The organism is Pseudomonas sp. GM48 (assembly GCF_000282335.1).
Taxonomy (GTDB): Bacteria; Pseudomonadota; Gammaproteobacteria; order Pseudomonadales; family Pseudomonadaceae; genus Aquipseudomonas.
Map to the genome: position 1 here is coordinate 1 of NZ_AKJM01000045.1, position 24097 is coordinate 24097.

General features: G+C 61.1%; 23 protein-coding genes. 13 read left to right on the forward strand and 10 right to left on the reverse strand.

Annotated elements, in window-relative coordinates; all coding sequences use genetic code 11:
• Positions 1–75 precede the first annotated feature (75 nt).
• Positions 76–984, reverse strand: a complete 909-nt coding sequence (locus tag PMI28_RS21425) for a LysR family transcriptional regulator (RefSeq protein ID WP_033063167.1) — start codon at positions 982–984, stop codon at positions 76–78.
• 104 nt (positions 985–1088) lie between these two features.
• Between PMI28_RS21425 and PMI28_RS21420 the strand changes: the two genes are divergently transcribed.
• The 5 genes from PMI28_RS21420 to PMI28_RS21400 all read left to right on the forward strand — a co-directional run bounded on the left by PMI28_RS21420 (position 1089) and on the right by PMI28_RS21400 (position 5647).
• Positions 1089–1955 (forward strand): pirin family protein, encoded by an 867-nt coding sequence (locus PMI28_RS21420; RefSeq protein ID WP_007984212.1) that lies wholly within the window; start codon positions 1089–1091, stop codon positions 1953–1955.
• 93 nt (positions 1956–2048) lie between these two features.
• Positions 2049–2732 carry an isochorismatase family protein gene (locus PMI28_RS21415; RefSeq protein ID WP_007984214.1) on the forward strand — a complete coding sequence of 228 codons (684 nt, stop codon included), beginning with the start codon at positions 2049–2051 and terminating at the stop codon, positions 2730–2732.
• Positions 2733–2787: 55 nt separating this feature from the next.
• Positions 2788–3414 (forward strand): isochorismate family cysteine hydrolase YcaC, encoded by a 627-nt coding sequence (gene ycaC / locus PMI28_RS21410; RefSeq protein ID WP_007984216.1) that lies wholly within the window; start codon positions 2788–2790, stop codon positions 3412–3414.
• A 213-nt stretch (positions 3415–3627) separates the two neighbouring features.
• Positions 3628–5070: a mechanosensitive ion channel domain-containing protein gene (locus PMI28_RS21405; RefSeq protein WP_007984218.1), complete on the forward strand. Its 1443-nt coding sequence runs from the start codon at positions 3628–3630 to the stop codon at positions 5068–5070.
• A 136-nt stretch (positions 5071–5206) separates the two neighbouring features.
• Positions 5207–5647 (forward strand): carboxymuconolactone decarboxylase family protein, encoded by a 441-nt coding sequence (locus PMI28_RS21400; RefSeq protein WP_007984219.1) that lies wholly within the window; start codon positions 5207–5209, stop codon positions 5645–5647.
• A gap of 22 nt (positions 5648–5669) precedes the next feature.
• Here the strand turns inward: PMI28_RS21400 and PMI28_RS21395 are convergent, their stop codons facing one another.
• Positions 5670–7262: a DHA2 family efflux MFS transporter permease subunit gene (locus PMI28_RS21395; protein WP_007984221.1), complete on the reverse strand. Its 1593-nt coding sequence runs from the start codon at positions 7260–7262 to the stop codon at positions 5670–5672.
• A complete protein-coding gene (locus PMI28_RS21390; RefSeq protein ID WP_007984223.1) occupies positions 7259–8380 on the reverse strand; it encodes an HlyD family secretion protein in 1122 nt (373 codons plus the stop codon). Before PMI28_RS21390 ends, PMI28_RS21395 begins: the two co-directional genes overlap by 4 nt.
• 355 nt (positions 8381–8735) lie before the next feature.
• Here PMI28_RS21390 and PMI28_RS21385 point away from each other — a divergent pair, with 355 nt between their 5' ends.
• Entirely contained in the window at positions 8736–9464 is a 729-nt protein-coding gene (locus tag PMI28_RS21385) for a class II aldolase and adducin N-terminal domain-containing protein (RefSeq protein ID WP_007984224.1), read from the forward strand.
• A gap of 1 nt (position 9465) precedes the next feature.
• On the opposite strand, the gene PMI28_RS21380 is transcribed toward PMI28_RS21385, so the two are convergent.
• The 5 genes from PMI28_RS21380 to PMI28_RS21360 form a co-directional block, all read right to left on the reverse strand.
• Positions 9466–10530: a GlxA family transcriptional regulator gene (locus PMI28_RS21380; protein WP_007984226.1), complete on the reverse strand. Its 1065-nt coding sequence runs from the start codon at positions 10528–10530 to the stop codon at positions 9466–9468.
• A gap of 9 nt (positions 10531–10539) precedes the next feature.
• The gene (locus PMI28_RS21375) at positions 10540–12201 is read right to left on the reverse strand and encodes a choline dehydrogenase (RefSeq protein WP_007984228.1); all 1662 of its coding nucleotides are present in this window, start codon (positions 12199–12201) and stop codon (positions 10540–10542) included.
• A 151-nt stretch (positions 12202–12352) separates the two neighbouring features.
• Complete coding sequence (locus PMI28_RS21370; RefSeq protein ID WP_007984230.1) at positions 12353–13522, reverse strand: aromatic ring-hydroxylating oxygenase subunit alpha; 1170 nt, start codon at positions 13520–13522, stop codon at positions 12353–12355.
• A 281-nt stretch (positions 13523–13803) separates the two neighbouring features.
• On the reverse strand, positions 13804–14985 hold the full coding sequence (locus PMI28_RS21365) for an acetyl-CoA C-acyltransferase family protein (protein ID WP_007984232.1): 1182 nt from the start codon (positions 14983–14985) through the stop codon (positions 13804–13806).
• The gene (locus PMI28_RS21360) at positions 14982–15764 is read right to left on the reverse strand and encodes an enoyl-CoA hydratase-related protein (protein WP_007984235.1); all 783 of its coding nucleotides are present in this window, start codon (positions 15762–15764) and stop codon (positions 14982–14984) included. The genes PMI28_RS21365 and PMI28_RS21360 overlap by 4 nt, the downstream gene beginning before the upstream one ends.
• A gap of 215 nt (positions 15765–15979) precedes the next feature.
• Here PMI28_RS21360 and PMI28_RS21355 point away from each other — a divergent pair, with 215 nt between their 5' ends.
• From PMI28_RS21355 to PMI28_RS21345, 3 genes are read left to right on the forward strand one after another with little or no spacing between them, the layout of a single operon-like run.
• Positions 15980–17086: a polyamine ABC transporter substrate-binding protein gene (locus tag PMI28_RS21355; RefSeq protein ID WP_007984237.1), complete on the forward strand. Its 1107-nt coding sequence runs from the start codon at positions 15980–15982 to the stop codon at positions 17084–17086.
• Positions 17087–17125: 39 nt separating this feature from the next.
• Positions 17126–18544, forward strand: coding sequence for an aminotransferase (locus PMI28_RS21350; RefSeq protein ID WP_007984239.1), 1419 nt, complete (start codon positions 17126–17128; stop codon positions 18542–18544).
• Positions 18541–19449 (forward strand): helix-turn-helix domain-containing protein, encoded by a 909-nt coding sequence (locus PMI28_RS21345; RefSeq protein ID WP_007984242.1) that lies wholly within the window; start codon positions 18541–18543, stop codon positions 19447–19449. The genes PMI28_RS21350 and PMI28_RS21345 overlap by 4 nt, the downstream gene beginning before the upstream one ends.
• Positions 19450–19596: 147 nt before the next feature.
• Here PMI28_RS21345 and PMI28_RS21340 read toward each other — a convergent pair whose 3' ends face one another.
• Positions 19597–20334: an anti-sigma factor family protein gene (locus tag PMI28_RS21340; protein WP_007984244.1), complete on the reverse strand. Its 738-nt coding sequence runs from the start codon at positions 20332–20334 to the stop codon at positions 19597–19599.
• Positions 20327–20839, reverse strand: a complete 513-nt coding sequence (locus PMI28_RS21335) for a sigma-70 family RNA polymerase sigma factor (protein ID WP_007984247.1) — start codon at positions 20837–20839, stop codon at positions 20327–20329. The genes PMI28_RS21340 and PMI28_RS21335 overlap by 8 nt, the downstream gene beginning before the upstream one ends.
• Before the next feature lie 165 nt (positions 20840–21004).
• On the opposite strand from PMI28_RS21335, the gene PMI28_RS21330 reads away from it, so the two are divergent.
• The 4 genes from PMI28_RS21330 to PMI28_RS21315 all read left to right on the forward strand — a co-directional run bounded on the left by PMI28_RS21330 (position 21005) and on the right by PMI28_RS21315 (position 24035).
• Entirely contained in the window at positions 21005–21973 is a 969-nt protein-coding gene (locus tag PMI28_RS21330) for a metallophosphoesterase family protein (protein WP_007984249.1), read from the forward strand.
• A 13-nt stretch (positions 21974–21986) separates the two neighbouring features.
• Complete coding sequence (locus PMI28_RS21325) at positions 21987–22295, forward strand: cupredoxin domain-containing protein (protein WP_007984252.1); 309 nt, start codon at positions 21987–21989, stop codon at positions 22293–22295.
• A 215-nt stretch (positions 22296–22510) separates the two neighbouring features.
• Positions 22511–23011 carry a sigma-70 family RNA polymerase sigma factor gene (locus PMI28_RS21320; protein ID WP_007984254.1) on the forward strand — a complete coding sequence of 167 codons (501 nt, stop codon included), beginning with the start codon at positions 22511–22513 and terminating at the stop codon, positions 23009–23011.
• Positions 23012–23051: 40 nt separating this feature from the next.
• Positions 23052–24035 (forward strand): FecR family protein, encoded by a 984-nt coding sequence (locus tag PMI28_RS21315; RefSeq protein WP_007984256.1) that lies wholly within the window; start codon positions 23052–23054, stop codon positions 24033–24035.
• The last annotated feature ends 62 nt before the right edge of the window (positions 24036–24097 follow it).

The following is a 24097-nucleotide window of genomic DNA, read 5'->3' on the forward strand; positions in this document are numbered from 1 at the left end:
GGGCTTGCTCGCGAAGGCGGCGCCGCGGTTTTGAAACCTTACCCCTGCGCCCCAATCAACTTGCCGCTGCTGCCATCAGGCAATATCACTGCGGCTGAATTCTTCCCCGAGAAAGTCGATCAACGTGCGCACCGATGGCAACAAGCCGCGACGCGAAGGGAAGATCGCATGGATGACACCGCTTTTCGGTGCCCATCCCGGCACCAACTCGACCAATTGTCCGGTGGCAATTTCGTCGCGCACCACCACGCTGGGCAGATGCACGATGCCGATTCCGGCAACTGCCGCATGGCGCAAGGCCAACAGGTCATCGGTGACCATGCGCGGTGCATGCCGGATCATCGCGGTGCTGCCATCTGCACCGAACAGTTCCCACTGATACTCGCGTTGCGCCGCGCCCCAGTGCAGGCTCGGCAAGCCGCTGAGGTCGGCCGGGGAGGCCGGTGTCGACAGGCGCGAGACAAAGGCCGGGCTGCCGACCACGCTCTGGGTGCTGTTGCCCAGCACCTTCATCACCATGTCGGTGTTCTCCAGCGGGGGGAAGCGCACCCGCAGGGCAATGTCGAAGCCCTCGTGGATCAGGTCGACCCGGCGGTTGGTGCTTTCGATGAACAACTCCACCAGCGGGTACTTGAGCATGTAGCGGGTCAGCATCGGCCCGACCCAGGAGTTGAGCAGCGCCGTCGGGCAACTGACGCGCACCAGGCCTTGGGGCTCGGAGCGGTTGCGCTCGATCAGTTCGGCGGCGCTTTCCGCTTCCACGCGCATGGCCAGGCAGCGCTGGTAATAGGCCTGGCCGATTTCCGTCAATGAGCAATGCCGGCTGGTGCGGTGCAGCAGGCGTACACCAAGGCGCTCTTCGAGTTCGGCGATGCGTCGGCTGAGCTTGGACTTGGGCATGTCCAGTGCGCGCCCGGCCGCCGCGAAACCGTGGTGCTCCACCACTTGGGTGAAGTAGTAGAGGGTGTTGAGGTCTTCCATCATCGTTCTCCAAATAGAACGCTAAAGCTGATTTTTGCAGTCTAGCGCAGCAAAGGTCACGGTTTTAAGCTTTGTCCATGGCTTCACTCACCTCATCAGGAGACACCATGAAAAACATCATCGGTATCTACACCAGTCCACGGACCCATTGGGTTGGCGACGGTTTTCCGGTTCGCACGCTGTTTTCCTACGACAACCTGGGCAAACACATCAGCCCGTTCCTGATGCTGGATCACGCCGGCCCCGCTGAATTCACCCCGACCACCGAACGGCGTGGTGTTGGTCAGCATCCCCATCGTGGCTTCGAAACCGTGACTGTCGTTTACAAGGGCGAACTGGAGCATCAGGACTCCACCGGCAGTGGCGGCAAGATCGGCCCCGGCGATGTGCAATGGATGACCGCTGGCTCGGGGATCCTGCATGAAGAGTTTCACTCCGAAGGTTTCGCCAAAAGCGGTGGCACCCTGGAGATGGTGCAACTGTGGGTCAACCTGCCGGCCAGGGACAAAATGGCCGACCCCGGCTACCAGACGATTCTCGATCGCGACATCCCGGGCATCGCCTTGCAGGACAACGCCGGCAGCCTGCGCCTGATCGCCGGTGAGTTCGACGGTCACAAGGGCCCGGCGCGCACTTTCACCCCGGTCGACGTATGGGACATTCGTTTGAATGCCGGCAAGTTGCTCACCCTTGATCTGCATGAAGGGCGTAACACCGCACTGGTGGTCCTGCGCGGCACCGTTCAGGTCAACGGCCTGGAGTCGGTGCGCCAAGGGCAGTTGGCCCTGTTCGAGCGCAAGGGCGATCAAATGACCCTTGAAGCCGGCGAAGACGCAGTGGTGCTGCTGCTCAGCGGCGAGCCGATCGACGAGCCGATCGTCGGCCACGGACCGTTCGTGATGAACACCGAGCAAGAAATCCACCAGGCCTTCGCCGACTTCCAGTCCGGTCGCTTCGGCCGGATGCACGCTTAACCCGTTCCGTTTCAACCACCCCGTTCTACACAGGATGCGTAGGCCGGTCCGAGGCCAGGGATGGCTGTTGCCTGTAATAAAGAGGAAACACACATGAGTACTGTCAACGCGGCCAATTTCAACGGCCAGAAACCGACCATCGACCCCAACGATGCCGCCATGTTGTTGATCGACCATCAGAGCGGACTGTTCCAGATCGTCAAGGACATGGACGTGCCACAACTGCGCGCCAACGCCATTGCCCTGGCCAAGGCCGCGACCCTGCTGAAAATGCCGGTGATCACCACCGCTTCCGTTCCCCAGGGGCCGAACGGGCCGCTGATTCCGGAGATTCACGAAGCCGCGCCCCATGCGCAATACGTGGCGCGCAAAGGTGAAATCAACGCCTGGGACAACCCGGAGTTTCACGCGGCGGTCAAAGCCACCGGCAAGAAAACCCTGGTGATCGCCGGCACCTTGACCAGTGTGTGCCTGGCGTTCCCGTCCATCGCCGCCGTGCATGAAGGCTACAAGGTGTTTGCGGTGGTCGACGCCTCCGGCAACCACTCGAAACTGGCCACTGATCTGACCGTTGCCCGTTTGTCTCAAGCAGGGGTGGTGCCGATCGACATCATGGCTACGCTTTCTGAGCTGCAAGGCTCGTGGAACCGTCCTGATGCCGAGCAGTGGGCCGCTGTCTACGCCCAGGCCATGCCGCATTATCAATTGCTGATCGAGAGCTACCTCAAGGCTCAGCAAGTGGCGAGCGAACACGAGGCACTGGACTCCCAGCGCTAACCGGTTACCCCACGCCGATTTCACTCGGCATCGATAACATGCGAGGACTACTGCAATGAGTACTTCCTACAAGCGTCTCGACAAGAACAACGCCGCGGTTTTGATGGTTGATCATCAGGCGGGTCTGCTGTCATTGGTGCGCGACATCGAACCGGATCGTTTCAAGAACAACGTGCTGGCCCTGGCCGACCTGGCCAAGTACTTCAAGCTGCCGACCATCCTCACCACCAGTTTCGACACCGGCCCCAACGGCCCCCTGATGCCGGAGCTCAAGGCACTGTTTCCGGACGCGCCGTACATTGCCCGCCCGGGCCAGATCAACGCCTGGGACAACGAAGACTTCGTCAAGGCGGTCAAGGCCACCGGCAAGAAACAACTGATCATCGCTGGCGTAGTGACAGAAGTGTGCGTGGCGTTCCCGGCACTTTCGGCACTGGCCGAAGGTTTTGAAGTGTTCGTGGTCACCGACGCCTCCGGCACGTTCAATGAACTGACCCGCGATTCGTCGTGGAGCCGTATGACCGCTGAGGGCGCGCAATTGATGACCTGGTTCGGCCTGGCCTGTGAACTGCACCGTGACTGGCGCAACGACATCGAAGGGTTGGCCACGCTGTTCTCCAACCACATTCCGGATTACCGCAACCTGATGACCAGCTACAGCACGCTGGCCAACAGCAAGTAACTCCGGCATCACTCATCCCCCTGTGGGAGCGGGCTTGCTCGCGAATTCAGTGTGTCAGGCAACGTTTATGTTGTTTGACACACCGCTTTCGCGAGCAAGCCCGCTCCCACATTTGTTTTTGTGGCGATTGCAGAATCCAGCGAAATCAATTGCTCCTACACTAAGGCCAATCCATGCGATCTTTGCATTATTGGCCCTGGCTGGAGTTGCTTGATGCTGTCATTGCTCACCGAACACCCGCTGATCTGCGCGATGGCGCTGATCCTGATCGATCTTGGTTTGTGGTACTTGCTCAGTGCCCTTGGCAGTGCCTGGCGGCTGCTGGTGCGGGTGGTGATTTTTTCATTGTTCAGCCTGCTGCTGTTCAATGAAGGCCTGAACCCGATGGAGCCGCCGCCCTGGGCCGACAACGTAGCGTTGCACCTGGCGGCCACCGGATTGCAGATTGGCTGGTGGTTGTTCGGCGCGCGGACCCTGACCGTGCTGATTGGCGCGGTGATGATGCAACGGGTCGGGCATACCGGGCGATTGCTTCAGGATTTGCTCGGTGCGGTGATTTTCCTGATCGCGATCATTGCCGCCCTGGCCTATGTACTCGATCTACCGGTCAAGGGCGTGCTGGCAACGTCCGGTGCGTTGGCGATCATTGTCGGCCTGGCCTTGCAAAGTACCCTCAGCGATGTGTTTTCCGGGATCGTCCTGAACACCACCAAACCCTATCAACTGGATGACTACATCTCCATCGATGGCATGGAAGGCCGGGTCACCGACATCGACTGGCGCGCCACGCGCCTGCAAACCTCCCAGGGTTGCATGGCGGTCATACCCAACTCCCTGGCCGCCAAGGCCAAGATCATCAATTTCAGTCGGCCGAACGACATGTTCGGTATCTCCGTCTCCCTGGAAGTGAGCCCGCATGCGCGCCCGAGCACGGTGATCGAGGCCTTGGAGCGGGCCATGCAAGGTTGCCGTGCGCTGCTGGATACACCGTCGCCAAGCGTCGGCCTGAAAACCGCCAGCAACACCGGAGCGGTCTACGAAATCAGCGGTTTTGTCGCGTCGATGGACGAGAAGCGTTCGGTGCGCAATCAACTGTTCGACCTGGCCTACCGGCACTTGCAGGCGTCCGGCGTCAACCTGCTGTCGAGCGTGGAACCCAATCCGCCGATCAATTCGACACGGAAACGGGCGTTGCTGGACAGCTCGCCGATTTTCTCCACCCTGCGTCAGGAAGAGAAAGACACGTTCAGCCAGAACATGACCCTGCAAACCTTTCGCGCCGGGGAGGTGATACTGGAAGCGGGGGAGGTCAGCGATCACTTGTTCATTATCGAGTCCGGCGTGATTTCGGTGACCTTGATGCGCCACGGAGCGCCATACGAATCCGGACGCATGGGGCCGGGGGAGGTGATCGGCGAGGCGGGTATTCTCACTGACAGCGCGCTGCCTGCGCAGTTTACCGCCAAGACATTCTGTGGCCTGTACCGTATCGAAAAGTCATACCTCAAGCCGTGCCTGGATGCTCGTCACGACATCAACAATGCAATGAAGGCCTTGCTCGATTACCGGCTGCAAAAAGCGAAAATCCTGACTCAGGAGCTGCCGGTGACGGTGGCGAAAAAGGGCTTTCTGCAGTGGTTGCGCAATCGGGTGTAAAGGGGGGGGGCAGGTAGGCGCGCTCAAGGTCCAGACGGCACCAGTGGCCTCCTCGACTTCTGAAAAATTGGCTATTTGTGTATGCCGACCGAGGGACTAACGTAGCGACACACCCACTTGCCCTGGAGCACACACCATGCAATCGCGTACCGATTTCTACACCGCCAGCCCCGACGCCCTCAAAGCGATGATCGCCCTGGAAACGGCTGTTTCCAAACTGCCGCTGGAAAAAAACCTGGTCGAACTGGTCAAGCTGCGCGCTTCGCAGATCAACGGCTGTGCCTTCTGCATCGACATGCACACCGCCGATGCGATCAAGGGTGGCGAAACCCCGCGTCGTCTGTTCGCCGTGACGGCCTGGCGCGAGGCGCCGTTCTTCACCGAGCGTGAACGCGCTGCGCTGCTGTGGACCGAATCCCTGACCCAGCTCAGCCTGACCCACGCCCCGGACGAAGACTACGAAGTGGTCAGCGCGCAGTTCACGCCCAAGGAAATGGTCGACCTGACCGTCGCCATCAGCACCATCAACAGCTGGAACCGCCTGGCGGTCGGCTTCCGTAAAATGCCTCAGGCCTGATGTTCAACAAACCGCCGATGCCTCAATGGGCATCGGCACTCGGCGCGGCCGGTGGTTGCACCTTGCGCATCAGGGGCACCATCGCCGTGGCAATGATGAAGCAGACCATGATCATCAAAAACGCGTCGCCATAGGTTTGTGTCTGGGCTTCGCGGTAGGTCAGCAACCATAGTTGATGCAGGCTGGCGGTGACCCCGGCGTCACCGCTCTGGCCGAGGGCGGCGAAGTTGTTGCCGACCTGGGACAGCCATTGGTTGAGCGCCTCGTTGGTGCTATTGAGGTTCTCCGCCAACCGGGTGAAATGCAGGTTGGTGCGGTCGTTGAGGATGGTCGCGCACGCAGCGATACCGATAGCCCCACCCAGGTTACGCATCAGATTGAACAATCCTGACGCATGTTTGAGCCGGGCCGGCGCCAGGCCGCCGAGGGTCAGCGTTACCGCGGGCGGCACCGCCAGTTGCTGGGCAATCCCGCGAAAAGCTTGCGGCAGCATCAATTCCCTGGCCCCCCAGTCATGGGTGATCGGGCTGAAATCCCACATCGATAACGCGAACAGCCCAAGGCCGGTCATCATGATCCAGCGCAGGTCGACGCGGTTGGCCAGAAAGGCGTACAGCGGAATCGCCATGATCTGGAACACCCCGGTGGAGAAAACCGCCAGACCAATGTCCAGCGCGCCATAACCACGCACCCGGCCGAGGAACAGCGGCGTCAGGTAAATGGTGGCGAATAGGCCGATGCCAGTGACAAACGAGAAGAAACAACCGAGGGCGAAATTGCGATCCTTCAAGGCGCGCAGATCGACAATCGGGTTGGCCACATGCAGGGTCCGGCCGATGAACGCCAGGCCGGCCAGGCCGCTGATCCACGCGGTGGTCAGTATCGTGCGGTCGCTGAACCAGTTCCAGCGCGGGCCTTCTTCGAGGGTGTATTCCAGGCAGCCGAGGAACAGCGCCAGAAACACCATGCTCAAGTAATCCGCGCCTTTGAGCAGCGACAGTTCCGGTTGGTCGATCTTGACCAGCATTGGCACGGCGACTGCGACGAAAATCCCCGGCACCAGGTTGATGTAGAACAGCCAGTGCCAGGACGATATGTCGGTGATCCAGCCACCGATCACCGGTCCCAGGGTTGGTGCCAGGGACGCCACCGCGCCGATGGTGGCGGCAGCGATGACCCGTTGCTTGCCAGTGAAGAACACGAAGGCCGTGGTGAACACCAGCGGAATCATCGAGCCGCCCAGAAACCCTTGCAGGGCGCGGAAGGCGATCATGCTCTGGATGTTCCAGGCCACGCCGCACAGCAGGCTGGTCAGGGTGAAACCCACCGCCGATGCGCAAAACAGCCAGCGCGTCGAAAATACCCGCGACAGCCAGCCCGACAGCGGGATCACGATGATTTCGGCGATCAGGTAACTGGTTTGCACCCACGCGGTTTCGTCGGTGCCGGCGGAGAGCCCGCCGCCGATGTCACGCAACGAAGCCGAGACAATCTGGATATCCAGCAGCGCAATGAACATGCCGATGCACATGCTGGCAAAGGCGAAGACCTTGGTCGCCGTCGCCATGTTCGCGGCATTGAACGGTTGCGCCGGGGCGGCGAGGGCGCGGCTCATGGCGCGCTGGCCACGGCTGGCGCTTCAGGCGCTTTGCGCGTGTCCACTTCAGCGGTCACCGACAGCCCCGGACGCAGGTGGCCGAGTACGCTGTCGGCCGGGTCGAGGTGAATCCGCACCGGCACCCGCTGCACGATCTTGGTGAAGTTGCCGGTGGCGTTTTCCGGTGGCAACACGCTGAATTGCGAACCGCTGGCCGGGGCGAGGCTGTCGAGGTGACCGTGGAATTCCTGACCCGACAGCACGTCGGCATGAATCACCACCCGTTGCCCCGGCACCATGTGTGCCAGTTGGTCTTCCTTGAAGTTGGCATCAACCCACAGACCGCTGGTCGGCACCACCGAGAGCAATTGTGAACCGGCCTGGGCATAGGCGCCGACCCGAGCCCGGCGATTGCCGATCACACCATCAACCGGTGCCTTCAGTTCGGTGTAGCCGACATTCAATTGCGCCAGATCGCGTTCAGCCTTGGCCTGGATCAATGCGGCCCGGGCTTGTTGTTTCTGGGTGTCGATCACATTCAACTGGCGTTGCGCGGCCAGCAGTTCAGCCTGGGCGCGGTTACTTTGAGCCTGGGCCGTCTTGAACGTGGTATTGGCCCGCTGGGCGCTTTCCACCGAGACGGCGTTGGTGATCACCAGTTTTTTGTAGCGGGCATCGTCATCCCGCGAACGGGCGGCTTCGGCACCGGCGGCGTCGATGCCGGCGCGGGCCTGGCCGATGACGGCCTGTTGCAGTTGTTCGGTGGCGTCGAGGTTGGCCAGCAAGGCTTCCTGGGCGGCCACAGCGCCTTCGGCCTTGGCCAGGTTGGCACGGTAGTCGCGCGAATCGAGACGAATCAGCACGTCGCCAGCCTTGACCTTCTGGTTATCGGTCACCAGCACTTCCTCTATATAGCCCGCCACTTTCGGCCCGATCACCGTCACATCGCCACCAATGTAGGCGTCGTCGGTTTCTTCGATGAAACGTCCGGCGCTCCACCAATGCGCGCCATACACACCGGCCAATACCAACACTGCGATGCCCACTGTTGGCAAAAGCAGACGTTTGAGCAGGGGAGGCTTGGCGGCAGTCACCGGGGCAGCCAGGTCGGGTTCAACGGTGGGCATGCTGGTCATGGAGGGTTACCTGTTGGAACGGTGGTCAATTATGATGGTTGTAATATGACGCGTGTAATATTTTGTGGCAAGTGGTTTTTGCTGCCGGTCGTCAGGTAGATTTTCCGGGAAGATGAGCTTCTATGTGCGCTGGAGAACCCCTGTGGGAGCGGGCTTGCTCGCGAATGCGGTGTGTCAGCCAACATCGTCGCGGCCTGACACTCCCTCTTCGCGAGCAAGCCCGCTCCCACAGGGGATCCCGGCTGCTTACCCTGACGAGCTGGCGGATAACGGCAATCCGTGTCGTTTCCCGTCAAGTACGTGCAAGGCGTCGCTCTACACTGCCAGGCAACCGATCAACATCCGGGAGCCGGGGATGAATCAATCTGTCGAACAATTGCGAATCCGTCTGGCCTGCGCGTTCCGCTGGGCGGCGCGGCTGAATCTGCACGAGTCCATTGCCAACCACTTCAGCGTCGCGGTGTCGGGGGACGGTCGGGAGTTTTTGATCAACCCTTACGGCGTGCATTTCTCGCGGATCAAGGCCAGCGACTTGCTGCTGCTCAACGCCGATGAGCCCGCCCGCCTCGATCGCCCGGACGCGCCGGACATCACCGCCTGGGCGCTGCACAGCGCCTTGCATCGCAACCAGCCGCATGCCCGTTGCATCCTGCATACCCATTCAAAATATGCGACGGCGCTGGCCTGTCTGGCGGACTCGCGACTGCCGCCGATCGAGCAAAACTGCATGCGCTTTTTCGAACGGGTGGTGATCGACGAGGGCTTTGACGGCATGGGGTTGGGCGACGAGGCCGAACGGGTCAGCCACCTGTTAGGCGACAAGCCGATTCTGTTGATGGGCAACCATGGCGTACTGGTGGCGGCGCCGAGCATCGCCCAGGCGTTTGACGATCTGTATTACTTCGAGCGTGCCTGCGAGACCTACATCACCGCGCTTTCGACCGGCCGCGAACTGCGCATCGCCAGCGACGAAATCGCCCGCAAGACCTGCCGGCAATGGCTCGACTATCCGGGCTTTGCCGACAAGCATTTCAACGCCTTGATGGGGATTCTCGATGAAGAAGAGCCGGGTTATCGCCTGTGAGTCAGTCTGCCTCGAGCGGCCGGTGTTCCTTGCGCAACGGCTGGCGCATCACCGGCGCGGTCCAGACCTGGCTGCGGTCTTCGCTGGGTGGGCAGCCGAAGCGGGCACGATAGGTGCGGGAGAAATGTTCCAGTGAACCGAACCCGGAACAGGCCGCCACTTGCGCGACGCTCAGGCGTGTTTGTTGCAGCAGGCTGTGGGCCTTGGCCAGGCGCAAAGTGATGTAGTACTTGAGCGGCGACAGGCCGGTCTGATGCTTGAATTGCCGCTCCAGTTGCCGTCGCGACAGGCCGACCTGAGCGGCTATCGCTTCGCAATCGAGCGGTTCTTCCAGCGCCTGTTCCATCAACCCGATGGCACGGCGAATCTTGCTGCCGTACAGCCCGGTGCTGGTCAGGCCGCCATCGAGTTGCTGGTCGGCCGGTGCGCGCACAGGCCCCATCAGCAGATGCATGCCGATTTCCCGGGCCAGCTCGCTGTCGAGGCTCTGGCCGATCCAGCCCAGCAGCATGTCGAGGGTGCTGGTGGCGCCGGCGCACGTCATGCGCTGACGTTCCAGAGTGTAGAGCTGTGGCTTGGCGTGGACCCGTGGATAACTCTCCTGAAACCCTTGCAGATTGTCCCAATGCACGGCGGCTGCGTAACCGTCGAGCACGCCGGCCGCCGCCAGCAGTTCAGTACCGGTTTCCACGCCCATCAGCACGGCGCCGAACAACGCCTGTTTGCGCAGCCAGCTCTTGAGCGCCAGATTGCCGCTGTGTTTGTGCACATCGAAACTGGCAATCACCAGGCACACATCAAAGCCCTGGTCGGCCTTCAATCCGTCATTGGCGACGGTGGTCAGGCCGTTGCTGGCCTGCACCGGCTGGCCGTCCAGGGACAGCAGCGACCACTCGAACAAGGGGCGTTGAGTCAGCCAGTTGGCAATGGCCAACGGTTCCAGCACCGCAGCCAGGCCGAAGTTGGAAAACGATGGCATCAACAACACCGCGACCCGCAGCGGCGTGACCTCGCCGCGCCGCCAGGTGAAGGGTGCCTCTGTGCTATTGGACGACTGATTGCTCATGAGTGAACTCTATCGTTGTTGCGTCTGCCACTGTGGATGAATCCACACCGGTACCTCGGCGGCGGGTAGCGACGGCCGGCCACTAATCAGGTCGCTGGCCTTTTCCGCGATCATCACCGTCGGCGCATTGGTGTTGCCACTGACGATCACCGGCATGATCGACGCGTCCACCACTCGTAAACCGTCCAGGCCATGCACCCGCAATTGCGCATCGACCACGGCTTCGGCATCGCCCGCCGGGCCCATCTTGCAGGTGCCGCTGGCATGGTAGCCGGTTTCCGTGACCTGCCTGGCCCAGGCGTCCAGTGCTGCATCACTTTGCGCTTGCGGGCCGGGCACCAGTTCTTCACCCCGGAAAGCGGCCATGGCCGGTTGCGCGATGATCTCGCGCACCAGCCGCGCACCGGCACGCATGTCGGCTCGATCCTGCTCGGTTTTCAGGTAATTGAACAGGATGCGCGGCGGCTGCCTGGGGTCGGCGCTGTTGAGCGTGACGCTACCCAGGCTGGTGGGGCGCATCAGGTCGATATGGATCTGGAACGCATGGCCCGGCACCAGATCGACGCTGCCGGGTTTGACCGCCAAGGGCATGAAGGTCAGTTGCAGGTCGGGATGTTCAATCCCGGCCCGGGAGCGGATGAACGCCCCGGCTTCGAAGTGGTTGCTCGCCGCCAGGCCGTCGTGAGTGGCGAACCAGCGTGCGCCGATCCACCACTTGCCCGGTGCGGTGGTCCACGGGTAGAGCGACACCGGCTGCTTGCAGCGGTATTGCACCACGGTGTCCGGGTGATCGTTGAGGCGCCGGCCAACACCGGGCAAATCATGTTTGACCGTGATCCCCAGATCCCGCAGTTCCGCCGCCGGGCCGACTCCAGATAACAGCAGTAATTGCGGCGAGTTGATTGCCCCGGCGGTCAGTAATACTTCGCGCCGGGCAAAGGCCTGGCGGATCTCGCCGTTGTGCTCGTACTCAATGCCGACGGCGCGTTTGCCGTCGAACAGAATGCGCAAAGCCAGGGCATCGGTGCGCACCTGCACATTGCCGCGGGCCAGGGCTTCACGCAGATAGCCACGGGAAGTGCTCCAGCGCCGTCCGTCGCGGGTGGTGCGGTCCACCGGGCCAAAGGCTTCCTGACGATACCCGTTCAGATCATCGCTCAGGCCATACCCGGCTTCGGCCCCGGCCGCCAGAAACGCCGCGCACAACGGCGTCGTTGTATCGCCCGGGGTGACATGCAGATGGCCTGTCGCGCCGCGGTAATCGTCCGCACCATCGGCATGGGTTTGCGCACGCTTGAAATACGGCAGCACATCCTGATAACTCCAGCCGTCGCAGCCCTGTTCGGCCCAGCCGTCGTAGTCCCGGGCATGGCCACGGATGTAGACCATGCCATTGATCGACGACGAACCGCCCAGCGTGCGGCCTCGCGGCGTGCCGATCCGGCGACCGTCCAGATACGGCTCCGGCTCGGAGCTGTAGCTCCAGTTGTAGCGCGTGCCGCCCACCACCAGGCCCACGGCGGACGGCATGTCGATGGTCCAGCTCTGGTCCGCCGGACCGGCCTCCAGCAACAGAATCCGCACCGTCGGGTTTTCGCCCAGACGATTGGCCAACACGCAGCCAGCGGACCCTGCGCCCACGATCAGGTAATCAAATTCATGATCGGACATGGTTTGGGGTGCTCCCTCAATGAAAGGTCAGGACACAAATCCCTGTGGGAGCGGGCTTGCTCGCGAAAGCGGAGTATCAGGCAATGAAAATGTCGACTGACACTCCGCTTTCGCGAGCAAGCCCGCTCCCACAGGGACTGCATTCGTCCGGTCAGTTCGCGGTCGACCCATGAATCCCGTTAAACACCAACCGATGAAAGTGATGCACCAGATGCTCACTTTCATTGCTGCGCTGGGCATCGATCATGTAGCGGCCCTGATCGTAACCGAGCGAATGCAGGCCTTTCTGCACCGAGATGTTCAGGGCGATGTCCTCCGGCCCCAGATCCTCGTTCATCCACTTCATGCACGACGTACTCACCGCCGCAGTCTCGGCATTGCTGGAGTAGTAGCCGAAGCGCAGTAGCGAGCGCTCGGCGTCCAGCGGAATCATGATGAACGAGCCCAGGAACTCCGAGAACGGGAAGGTGTAGAAGGTATTGTTCGGCCACATGCCGATGTTGAAGAAGCACTCGTCCGGGTTCAGGTCCTTGCGCAGCGGCACGCCGTAGGCTTCGGTCACTGAGAGGTTGGCCGGGGCGATGTAGGTCCACCAATTGTCGCGTTTGCTCAATTGGTAGCCCTTGAAGTCAATCAGCCGGGCCAGGTCGATGTGGCACGGCCCCGACAACTTGAAGTGATAACCCTCGATGGAGTTGTCCATGATCACCTTCCAGTTGGCCGGTACGATCACGTCTTGCTCTTCGATCAGGCGCATGTCGGCCAGGTCTGGAAACACCCGACGCATTTCCTCGTCCGCGCCGGGGAACAAATCCCGCAGGGACGGCGCGGCCGGGTCGAGGTTGAAATAGATGAAGCCACCCATTTCTTCGGTGCGAATCTGCGGGATGTTGAACTGCTGCAACTCGAAGTTCTTCATCTTCTCGCAACGGGGTGCGCTTCGCAGGCTGCCGTCCATTTCGTAGCACCACGAGTGATAGGCACATCGCACCACGCCACCGGTGGTGCCGCGCCGTTCTTCGAGCAGGCGATTGCCGCGATGCTGGCAAACGTTGTGGAACGCGTGGATCTGGCCCTGACGGTTTTTCGCCACCACCACGCTCTGGTCGAACAGATCCGTGACCACATACTGACCCGGCTCGGCGAACTCACTGACGTGCCCGGCCACGTGCCAGGCGTGCATGAAAATGTTGTCGCGCTCGGCCTTGAACAGGGTTTCGTCATAGAAGTAACGCGAGGGCAGGGTGAAGGCTTCTTCCGGGTCCTGATGGTCCCAGCCGTCGATCGGGCTCTGCTGCTTACGGTTCTGGAAACTGTGCATGGGGCGATCTCCTCAGTGACTGGCCGCGCGGTACGGCTTCGTGTTCTGGGAGCTAATCTAGGGTGCGGGGCGGGGGCGGTATTGATCGATTGCGACCAGTTGCGCGGGGAAATCATCAAGTGCCGGTCGCTCCTGTGGGGGCGTTACACGGTCAAATGTGGCGAGGGAGCTTGCTCCCGTTGGGTCGCGCAGCGACCCCGGCTCTTGAAAAGCAGGGCCTGCTGCGCAGTCCAACGGGAGCAAGCTCCCTCGCCACAGGTTTTTCAGCGATTGTTCGGGGCTTAGACGCGTTCGAAAATCGCCGCAATCCCCTGGCCGCCACCGATGCACATGGTCACCAGTGCATAACGGCCACCGGTGCGATGCAGTTCGTGGATGGCCTTGGTGGCGATGATGGCGCCGGTTGCGCCCACCGGGTGGCCCAGGGCGATGCCCGAACCGTTCGGGTTGACCTTGGCCGGGTCGAGGTCGAGTTCCTGGCTGACGGCGCAGGCCTGGGCGGCGAAGGCGATGTTGGCTTCGATCACGTCCAGGTCGGCGACGGTCAGGCCGGCGCGCTTGAGTGCCAGACGGGTGGCCGGGATCGGGCCCAGGCCCATGAATTCCGGTTCGACGCCGGCGTGGGCGTAGCTGACCAGGCGGGCGAGTGGTTTCAGGTTGTTGCCTTGAACCGCCGTACCGGTGGCCATGACCAGTGCGGCGGCACCGTCGTTGAGGCCCGAGGCGTTGCCGGCGGTGACCGAACCGTCCTTCTTGAACGCAGGCTTCATGGCTGCCAGTTGTTCCAGGGACGTGGCGCGCGGGTGCTCGTCGACGCTGAACAGTTTGACGCCTTTGCGATCCTGGATTTCCACGGTTGCGATCTGCTCGCTGAAGTAGCCGTTGGCAATCGCATGGGCCGCGCGTTGCTGGTCTTCCAGGGCCAGGGCGTCCTGCATTTCACGGGTGATGCCGTTGCGCGCAGCGACGTTCTCGGCGGTGATGCCCATGTGGATGCCATGGAACGGGTCATGCAGGATGCCCAGCATGTAGTCGATGACCTGGGCGTTGCCCATGCGCGAACCCCAACGGGCGGCTGGCATCAGGTACGGGCCACGGCTCATGGATTCGGCACCGGCGCCGACGACGATGTCGGCATCGCCGAGCATCAGTGTCTGCGCGGCGTTGATGATGGCTTGCAGGCCCGAACCGCAGAGGCGGTTGACGTTGTAGGCCGGGGTTTCCTTCGGAATGCCGGCGTTCATCGCCGCGACGCGGGAAATGTAGGCATCGCGGGTCTCGGTCGGGATCACGTTGCCCATCACCAGATGGCCAACGAGTGCCGGGTCCACGGCGGCCCGTTGCAGGGCGGCTTTCACGGCCGTGGTCGCGAGGTCGGCCAGTGGCACGTCCTTGAGCGAACCGCCGAACGTACCGATGGCGGTACGGGCGGCACTGACGACGTAGATTTCCGGAGTGTTCATGGCTGGTTTCCTTTCGGTGGATTCTTATCTGTACTGCGATTGAGCAGGGCGTTCAAGGCGGATTTCGCCTCGTCGGTATTCAGGCGCTGGATGAACAGCGTGTTCTCTTCGCGCAGGGTGGCTTCCAGTTCCGGCAACGTCGCCTGTTTCATCAGTTGACGGGATTGGCGCAAGGCCTCCTGGGGCATCGCCAAAAAGCGCTGGGCGATTTTTGTCGCCGCCGCCAGGCATTGCTCGCCGTCATCGAAAGCTTCGTTGGCCAGACCCCAGGCCAGCGCTTCGTTGCCGTCCAGGCCGTTGCCCAACAGCAGCAAACTCGCGGCACGGGCATGGCCGAGCCGGCGTGGCAGCAACAGGCTGGCACCGAACTCGGGACACAGGCCGATGTTGACGAACGGCATGCGCAGCTTGGCATTGCGGGTGACCAGCACCTGATCGCAATGCAACAGCAACGTGGTGCCAATGCCGATGGCCGCCCCGCAGACTGCCGCGATCAGCGGTTTTTGCAGGTGCGTGACGACTTTCATCAGGCGAAACGCCGGGGCGTCCAGATGAGTGGGCGGATTCTGGAGAAAATCCACCAGGTCATTGCCGCTGGTAAAGCAGGCCGGGCCACCGGTGAGGATGATCACGCCGGTTTGCGCGTCTTCGTCGGCGGCCAGCAACAGGTCGGCCAGTTGCGTGTACATGGCATTGTTCAGTGCGTTGAGCTTGTCCGGGCGGTCGATGGTCAGCGTCAACACGCCGTCGTGTCGCTCGTGTTTGATCAGGTCGGTCATCGCAGGCTCCGCAAAGTCGGTTCAGGCTGCCACTTTAAGCGCCGGACAAACCCCGGATCTATGGCAAAACGGGTCAACTGCACTGCCGCTTTTTGCCATGCCGGTGCGCCAAAAGCGACACACACCCATTCGGGGTATGGCTGCGCCCGGCGAATCCGCCAATAGTGGGGGCATCCGCTCATCCAGAGCCGAACTCGCTATAAGGTGCATTTGCTATGGGCAAGACGCTGCTTAAGGTGATTTCCAGTCTGTTTGTTGTACCGCTGACTTTGAATGCCTACGCCGCTCAAGTGGACGACAGCAATACGCTGCGGCTGTACAACTGGGCGGATTACATCGGTGAAAAAACCGTGGCCGACTTCGAAAAGGCCAGCGGCATCAAAGTCATCTACGACACCTTCGATGCCTACGAAACGGTGCAGGCCAAATTGCTCACCGGCCACTCCGGTTATGACTTGATTGTGTTGAACGCGTCCCTCGCGCCGCCGTTGATCAAGGCCAAGGTGTTCCAGCCACTGGATAAAAAGTTGCTGCCGGGCTGGAGCAATCTTGACCCGAAAGTCTTGCAGGACCTGCAGGGCTTTGATCCGGGCACCACCTATTCGGCGCCCTACACCTGGGGCAGCAATGGCGTCACGTACAACGTCGACAAGATCAAGGAACGCATGCCGGACGCGCCGATCGGTTCGCTGGCGATGATCTTCGATCCGAAGATCGTCTCGCGCTTCGCCGACTGCGGCGTGACCCTGCTCGATGCCCCGACCGAAGTCATTCCCATGGCCTTGAAGTACCTGGGACGTGACCCGAACAGCGCCGCCCCGGCAGATCTGAAAGCCGCCCAGGACTTGCTGTTGTCCGTGCGGCCGTACATCCGCAAATTCGACTCGGTCAATTACCTGACCAGCCTGCCCAACGGCGACGTGTGCATGGCCATGACCTGGTCCGGCGATTACGCCACGGCCATGGCCCGCGCCGCAGAAGCCAAGAAGCAGATCAACCTGGCCTACTTCATCCCCAAGGAAGGCTCGCTGATCTGGTTCGACAACATGTACATCCCGGCCGACGCGCCCCATGTCGCCAATGCCCACAAATTTCTTGAGTACCTGATGCAGCCGCAGGTGATGGCGGATGTAAGCGATTTCATCAATTACGCCAACAGCAACGCGGCGGCCACGCCGTTGTTGAGCGCCGATGTGCGCAACAACCCGGCGATCTACCCGGACGCGCAAACCCGCGAGCGCCTGTTCCCGCAGAAGACCCAGGATGCCAAGGACATGCGGGCGATCACCCGGGTCTGGAGCACCGTGAAAAGCGGCATCTGATTTGTTCGATCGTTAGTCAATTCGGTTAGAGGTTTATTTATGGCGACGCCAACACGCAGCGTTTTTTCCCCAGCGGACGAGTCCCGGCTGGTCAAGGCCGACAAGGCTCACCATATGCACGGTTATCACGTGTTCGACGAACACGCCGAACAAGGCTCGTTGAACATCGTCGCAGGCGTAGGCGCCTACATCTACGACACCCAGGGCAACCGTTTTCTCGATGCGGTGGGCGGCATGTGGTGCACCAACATCGGTTTGGGCCGTGAGGAAATGGCCGAGGCCATCGCCGATCAGGTGCGGCAACTGGCCTATTCGAATCCGTTTTCCGACATGTCGAACAACGTGGCGATTCAGCTGTGCGAAAAGCTCGCCAGCCTGGCCCCCGGCGACCTCGACCATGTGTTCCTGACCACCGGCGGCTCCACCGCCGTGGACACCGCCTACCGGTTGATTCAGTACTACCAGAACTGCCGTGGCAAACCGGAGAAGAAGCACGTCATTGCCCGGTTCAACGCCTATCACGGCTCCACCACCCTGACCATGTCGATCGGCAACAAGGCCGCCGACCGGGTGCCGGAGTTCGATTACGCCAACCCGCTGATCCACCACGTCTCCAACCCGAATCCGTACCGCGCACCCGATGGCATGGACGAGGCGCAGTTCCTCGAATTCCTGGTCAAGGAGTTCGAAGACAAGATCCTGTCGATTGGCGCGGACAAGGTCGCCGGGTTTTTCGCCGAACCGATCATGGGCTCGGGCGGGGTGATCATTCCGCCCCGGGGCTACCTCAAGCGCATGTGGGAGGTCTGCCAGCGCTACGACATCCTGTTCGTCGCCGACGAAGTGGTGACCTCGTTCGGGCGCCTGGGCAAGTTCTTCGCTTCCTGGGATGTGTTCGACGTGCAGCCCGACATCATCACCACGGCCAAGGGCCTGACCTCGGCTTACCTGCCGCTGGGCGCGTGTATCTTTTCCGACCGCATCTGGAAAGTCATCGCCGAGCCGGGCAAGGGCCGCTGTTTCACCCACGGCTTCACCTACAGCGGCCACCCGGTGTGCTGCACGGCGGCGCTGAAGAACATCGAAATCATCGAGCGGGAAAACCTGCTGGCCCATGTCGACACGGTGGGCGCTTATCTGGAAGAGCGCCTGGCCACCCTGCGCGACTTGCCGCTGGTGGGGGATGTGCGCTGCCAGAAACTCATGGCCTGCGTGGAGTTCGTCGCGGACAAGCGCACCAAGGAATTGTTTGCCGACGAAATCAACATTGGCGAGATGATTCACTCCCGAGCGCAAACCCGGGGCTTGCTGGTGCGGCCGATCATGCACCTCAACGTGATGTCGCCACCGTTGATCCTGACGGTTGTCCAGGTCGATGAAATCGTCGAGACCCTGCGCGTGTGCATTCTGGAGGTGGCGGCGGAGCTTCAGGCCAGCGGCCAATATGGCGGCCAATGAATTCGCCCTACAGGCTGTTATCAAGGGCCTGCGCACCCGCTAGACTGCGGGGCATGAGCAAACCAGACGACGATACGCTGATCGCAATGCCCTTCGGGGCCTTGCACAAATGGCATGGGGGAATGCGCGAGGCATTCGCCCATATCGATGAGCCTGACGCCTTGCAATACCTGGCGTCAGCGTTGGCGCAACTGGTGTCCGTCGAGTCGATGATGATCAGCCTCGAGCGCAAGGACCGCGCACCACAGCTGCTGCATCAGCGCGGGATTGCCCAGGAGTACCAGGTCTCGATTCTGGAGCGCTATTTTGCCGGGGGCTATTTGCTCGACCCTTTCTGCCTGGCAGTGGAGCAAGGGTTGGCACAAGGGTTCTATCACCTGGAAGAGATCGCGCCGGACAACTTCTTCGACAGCGACTATTACAAGACCTACTACCTCAAGGCAGGTTGTTCGGAAGACAGCTACTACATCGTCGATACCGGCAATGACACGAAGATCTCCGTCAGCCTGTTTCAAGGTTTCGGCGGTGAATGTCTGGGCGTCGAACAGCTGAATCTGTTGCGCGCCGTCGAACCGTTGGTGCGCGAATTCATCAGCGAGTTCAGCCAGCGTGGCATGCATCGCAGTAGCGGGTTCGGGAGCGATAACGAGCAAGGCCTGCGCGATGATCTCAAACATCGCGTACAGGCGGCTTTCGAGAACTTCGGTTGCGAGTTGTTGACCGAACGCGAGCGGCAAGTGGCGCACATGGTGTTGCGCGGGCATTCAGTGAAGTCCACGGCCAGCCAGATGAGCATCTCGCCGGAAACCGTGCGCATGCACCGCAAAAACCTGTACCTGAAACTGGAGGTGGGTTCGCAGTCGGAACTGTTTGCGCTGTTTATCGAGTGGTTGCGCAAGCATTGAGCAAAGTGGAGATCAAATGTGGGAGCGGGCTTGCTCGCGAAGAGGGAGTGTCAGTCGACATCATCATTGACTGACATACCGCTTTCGCGAGCAAGCCCGCTCCCACAGGGTTTTGTGTCATCTGTTTCGGTGCGATTCATTAGAAATCTACGGTTTGAGCATTTGGCTGAACGCCTCCAGCTCACTTTTCTCCAGATCGGAAACCAGCACGAAGCGCATGTGGTTTTCTTGCCAGGACACGACGTTGAAACCTCGGATCGTCTGGCTCTGTCGCGGCTTGTCGGCCTCCTGCACGGGCAATATGAACACATTGATTATGTGCCTGGCCCGGCCATAACTCAGGGCCGCCGTGGTCTGATGCTGCAGATAATCCAGCCGTCCGCCCAGCAGGGGAAAACCTTGTGCGGAGTAATCGAGTACCGGCGGCGAGAAGTCGAGTTTGCCGGTGAACCAGGGTTTCACGGTGTGGCGGTCGGACGACACCACATCGTTCAAATGCTCGCCCATCAACGAGCGCACATGGCTGGAAACCGCCTCGTCCATCAACGGCTGTTCGCTGCCCGGCGTCGCTACATACAACACCACCGCCAAGGCCAGCGCCGCCGCTGAAAAAGCGGGTGCGAACCATTGGCGCCAACGCTCGACGAAGCTGGCTGCCGGGGGATCAGGGGCGAACACCCGGGCAGTCAATGATGCAGGTGCCGCGTAATACGGCGCCCGTTGCTTCACACCGGCCTTCAGCAGCTTCGTCTGATCACGCAACCGCGCGCACTCGGCGCACTCGGCCAGATGCCCGGCCACATTCGCAGCCGTCGCCGAATCAAGTTCCTGGTCCAGATAGCCATGCATCAGCGTCTGGCAAACCGTGCAGTCGAGTTCATTCATGATCGTGCAACTTCAGTAGTTCGAGCTTGAGCATGGCCCGCGCCCTGGCCAGCCTCGACATGACGGTGCCGATGGGAATGTCGACCACCAGGGCGATGTCCTTGTAGGGCATGTCTTCGAGTTCCTTGAGCACGATCACCTCACGAAACGCCGGCGGCAGGGCGCACAGGGCTTGCTGGATCAGCGCCGCATTTTCGCTGTGGATGGCCAGCAGTTCCGGGGTCTGGCTGTGACTGAGCGTCTTGTCGTCTTCGGGGAGTTCATCGCCGATGGCGACCCAATGGTGGCCGGCCGAAGCCTTGAGCCAGGTGTAGCTTTCGTTGCGCACGATGGTCAGGAACCAGGCCTTGGCGTTGCCATCGGCGAAGCGGTGCAAAAACCTGAAGGCGCGCAAGGCGCTTTCCTGCACGACATCGGATGCGGCGCTGTCGTTGCCGGTGAGCCAGCGCGCGAGGTTGTAAGCGGCGTCCAGGTGGGGCGCAAACAGTTCCTCAAATCGCTTCATAGTGGTTCCCGCACTGTCCCACCCCTAATAACCGTGGTGCGGCGCATTTTATTCCCGGAAAAAAACTTATTTTTCATCTGGAATAAAGTCCCGTTCCGCTCGGTTTACCTCGTGTCAGCTACATCACCCGCTTCACCACTGTAGTACGCCACCGAGGGCATACCGATGGACATTCATGCAAAAAACCAACGACGCACCGACGGCCCGCTCAACCCCGACCGCCGGACGCTGCTCAAGTGCTCGGCATGGGCCGGGGCAGGCGTGATCTGGGCCCTGAGCGGCGGCATTCCCCGGGCCTTCGCCCTGGATGAGGCGGGCAATGTTTCCGACCCCAAGGCGCTCGCCAGCACCTTCCACTTCGTGCAGATCAGCGACTCGCACATCGGTTTCAACAAGGAGGCCAACCCGGAACCGCTGAAGACCTTGCAAGTGGCGATCGACAAGGTCATTGCGCTGCCAAAACGGCCCTCGCTGATCCTGCACACCGGCGATATCACCCACCTGTCCAAAGCCGACGAGTTCGACACCGCCGCACAATTGCTCAACGGCCTGCCGTCCACCGTGCACTACGTGCCGGGCGAGCACGACACCCTCGACGAGGGCGGCGGCAAGCTTTATCTGGAGCGCTACGGCAAGGGCACCAAAGGCAATGGCTGGTACAGCTTCGATGACCATGGCGTGCACTTCATTGCGCTGGTGAACGTCTTCAACTTCCAGGCGGGCCGTGAAGCGACCCTGGGCGCCGATCAACTGGCCTGGCTGGCCGACGACTTACGCGCGGTGACCAGCAGCACGCCAATCGTGGTGTTTACCCATATTCCGTTGTGGACGATTTATCAGCCATGGGGCTGGGGCACCGAGGATGGTGATCAGGCGATTGCCATGCTGCGCAAGTACGGTTCAGTGACGGTGTTGAACGGGCATATCCACCAGGTCATCCAGAAGGTCGAAGGCAATATCACTTTCCATACCGCTCGCGGCACGGCTTATCCACAACCCGCGCCGGGTACGGCGCCGACACCGGGGCCGATGACGGTAGCGGCTGATCAGTTGCGCAATTATCTGGGGATTACCGATGTGCGAGCGACCCAGGGTGAGCACCCGCTGGCGCTGATCGATTCGACACTGGTTTAGGGGAGGAGGCGCAATGAAAATGCGATTGTTGGCCGTTGCCTGCCTGATGGTATCGATGCCGGTGTGGGCTCAGGAGGTGAAAATCGATATCAAGGAATTCATGTTCGGGCCCAAGGATCTGGAGGTAGCCGTGGGCACCAAAGTGACATGGGTTAACGACGACGAGATCCCGCACACGGTGGCGGAAACCCACAAGGTGTTTCGCTCCGGGGCGCTGGATACTGGTGACAGTTATTCCTGGGTGTTCAACACGCCGGGGGAGTTCGAGTATTTTTGTGCGTTGCACCCGCAGATGATCGGGAAAATTGTGGTGAGTCAGTAGGCGCGCCGCAGGCTGCGATCTTTTGACTTTGGGGTTATTGAGGGCTGTTGAGGTTCAACGTCGGCGTTTTTCTTTGGTTCTGTGCCGCCATCCAGCGTTCCTGACGAATTGCACAATGGCAGGCAGGCAAGGTCATCGACCACGGGGCCGCAAACCATTGCTTCTGGTTAATAGGAAGCATTATTATTCGCGCCCCGTCTCCACAGCACACCGCAATGACCCTCAAGCTGCCCCGCAGACACGGCTTTTTCGAGCATTACGAAGAGTTGGTTGGCACCTGGACCCGTCGCCTGAGAAATCGTCAGCAGGCCGAGGACCTGGCCCACGATACCTTCGTGCGGGTGCTTGAGTCCGATTCGGCGCTGGTGGAGCAGCCCCGGGCGTATTTGCACCAGACCGCGCGCAACATCGCCGTGGATGGTTATCGGCGTGAGGACCGGCGGGGCGCCATGGAGTCCGAGGCGATTGATCTCAGTGAGTCGCCGACCGGCGACCCGGAGCATTTCATGCACGCGATCCAGTTGGCTGATTCCATCGAACAGGCGCTCACCGAGCTGCCGGTCAACTGCCGCAAGGTGTTTGTCTGGCAGAAAATCGAGGGCCTGACCCAGGCAGAAATCGCCGAACGCCTGGGCCTGTCCAAGAACATGGTGGAAAAGTATATGATCCGCACGCTTCGGCATCTGCGCGATCGCCTGGACGGGTTGCAGTCATGATCGGCCGCGCCATCTCCTCCCCAGCCAGACAGGAACTTCCATGATGGATACTCGTGATTGCGCGTGCGGGCAAACAACGGTGCGCGATGACGCGGCGCAGTGGTTTGTGCGTTTGCAGGAGCCTGTCACCGATGTCGCGGTGCGTCGCCAGTTTCAGGCCTGGCTGGACGAACACCCCCAACACCGAAACGAATTCAAAGTACTCCAGGATTTGTGGGGCGCCGCCGACCTGGTGTCGGCGGCGCGTTTGCGGGCTTTGTGCGAAGCCCCGGCGGTGCTGAAAAAACGTCGTCCTGTGCTGCGTTACGCGGTGGCTGCCAGTGTGCTGGCCGTGGCGCTCGGCCTGGGCTTGTTCAGCGGCCTGAATCATCCGGCGCCTTACTCCGCCGAATTTTCAACGGCCCTGAATGAGCGCCGCCATGTGGTGCTGCCGGACGGCTCGATGGTCGACCTGGACAGCCGCAGCCGGATACAAGTGCGGTTTGAAAAGGATCGTCGCAACGTCGTTTTGACCGCGGGCGAAGCGATGTTCAGCGTCGAACACGACACCAGCCGACCTTTTGTGGTCGAGTCGGGCAGCGGCAAGGTCACGGTGACCGGCACCCGTTTCGATGTGCGTCGTGGCGCCAGCGAAACCCGGATCGTGGTGGAGCAGGGCACCGTCAAGGTTCAAGGGCGCGACGCCGCCGACAACGACTTCATCAATCTGACAGCCGGCCTTGGCACCCATGTCGATGCCCAGGGCAAGGTCGCGGCCGCCTACGCCGTCAACCCGACGGAAATGACTGCCTGGCGCGGCGGCAAACTGGTGTTCAACAATGCCAGCCTGGCCGATGTCGCAGAGCAGGTCTCGCGCTATCGGGAGAAACCGCTGAAGGTCGGCAACACGGCGGTGGGCAACCTGCGCCTGACCAGCGTGTTCAAGTCCGATAACACCGATGCGCTGCTCAAGGCCTTGCCAGGCATCCTGCCGGTGGCCGTGCGCACCCTTGGCGACGGCAGCCAGGAAATAATTTCAAAATAAAATTCAGGTTTTTTTCGAGTTCATCGTCTTCCTGTTCAACTGCAACTGGTTTGCATTAACAA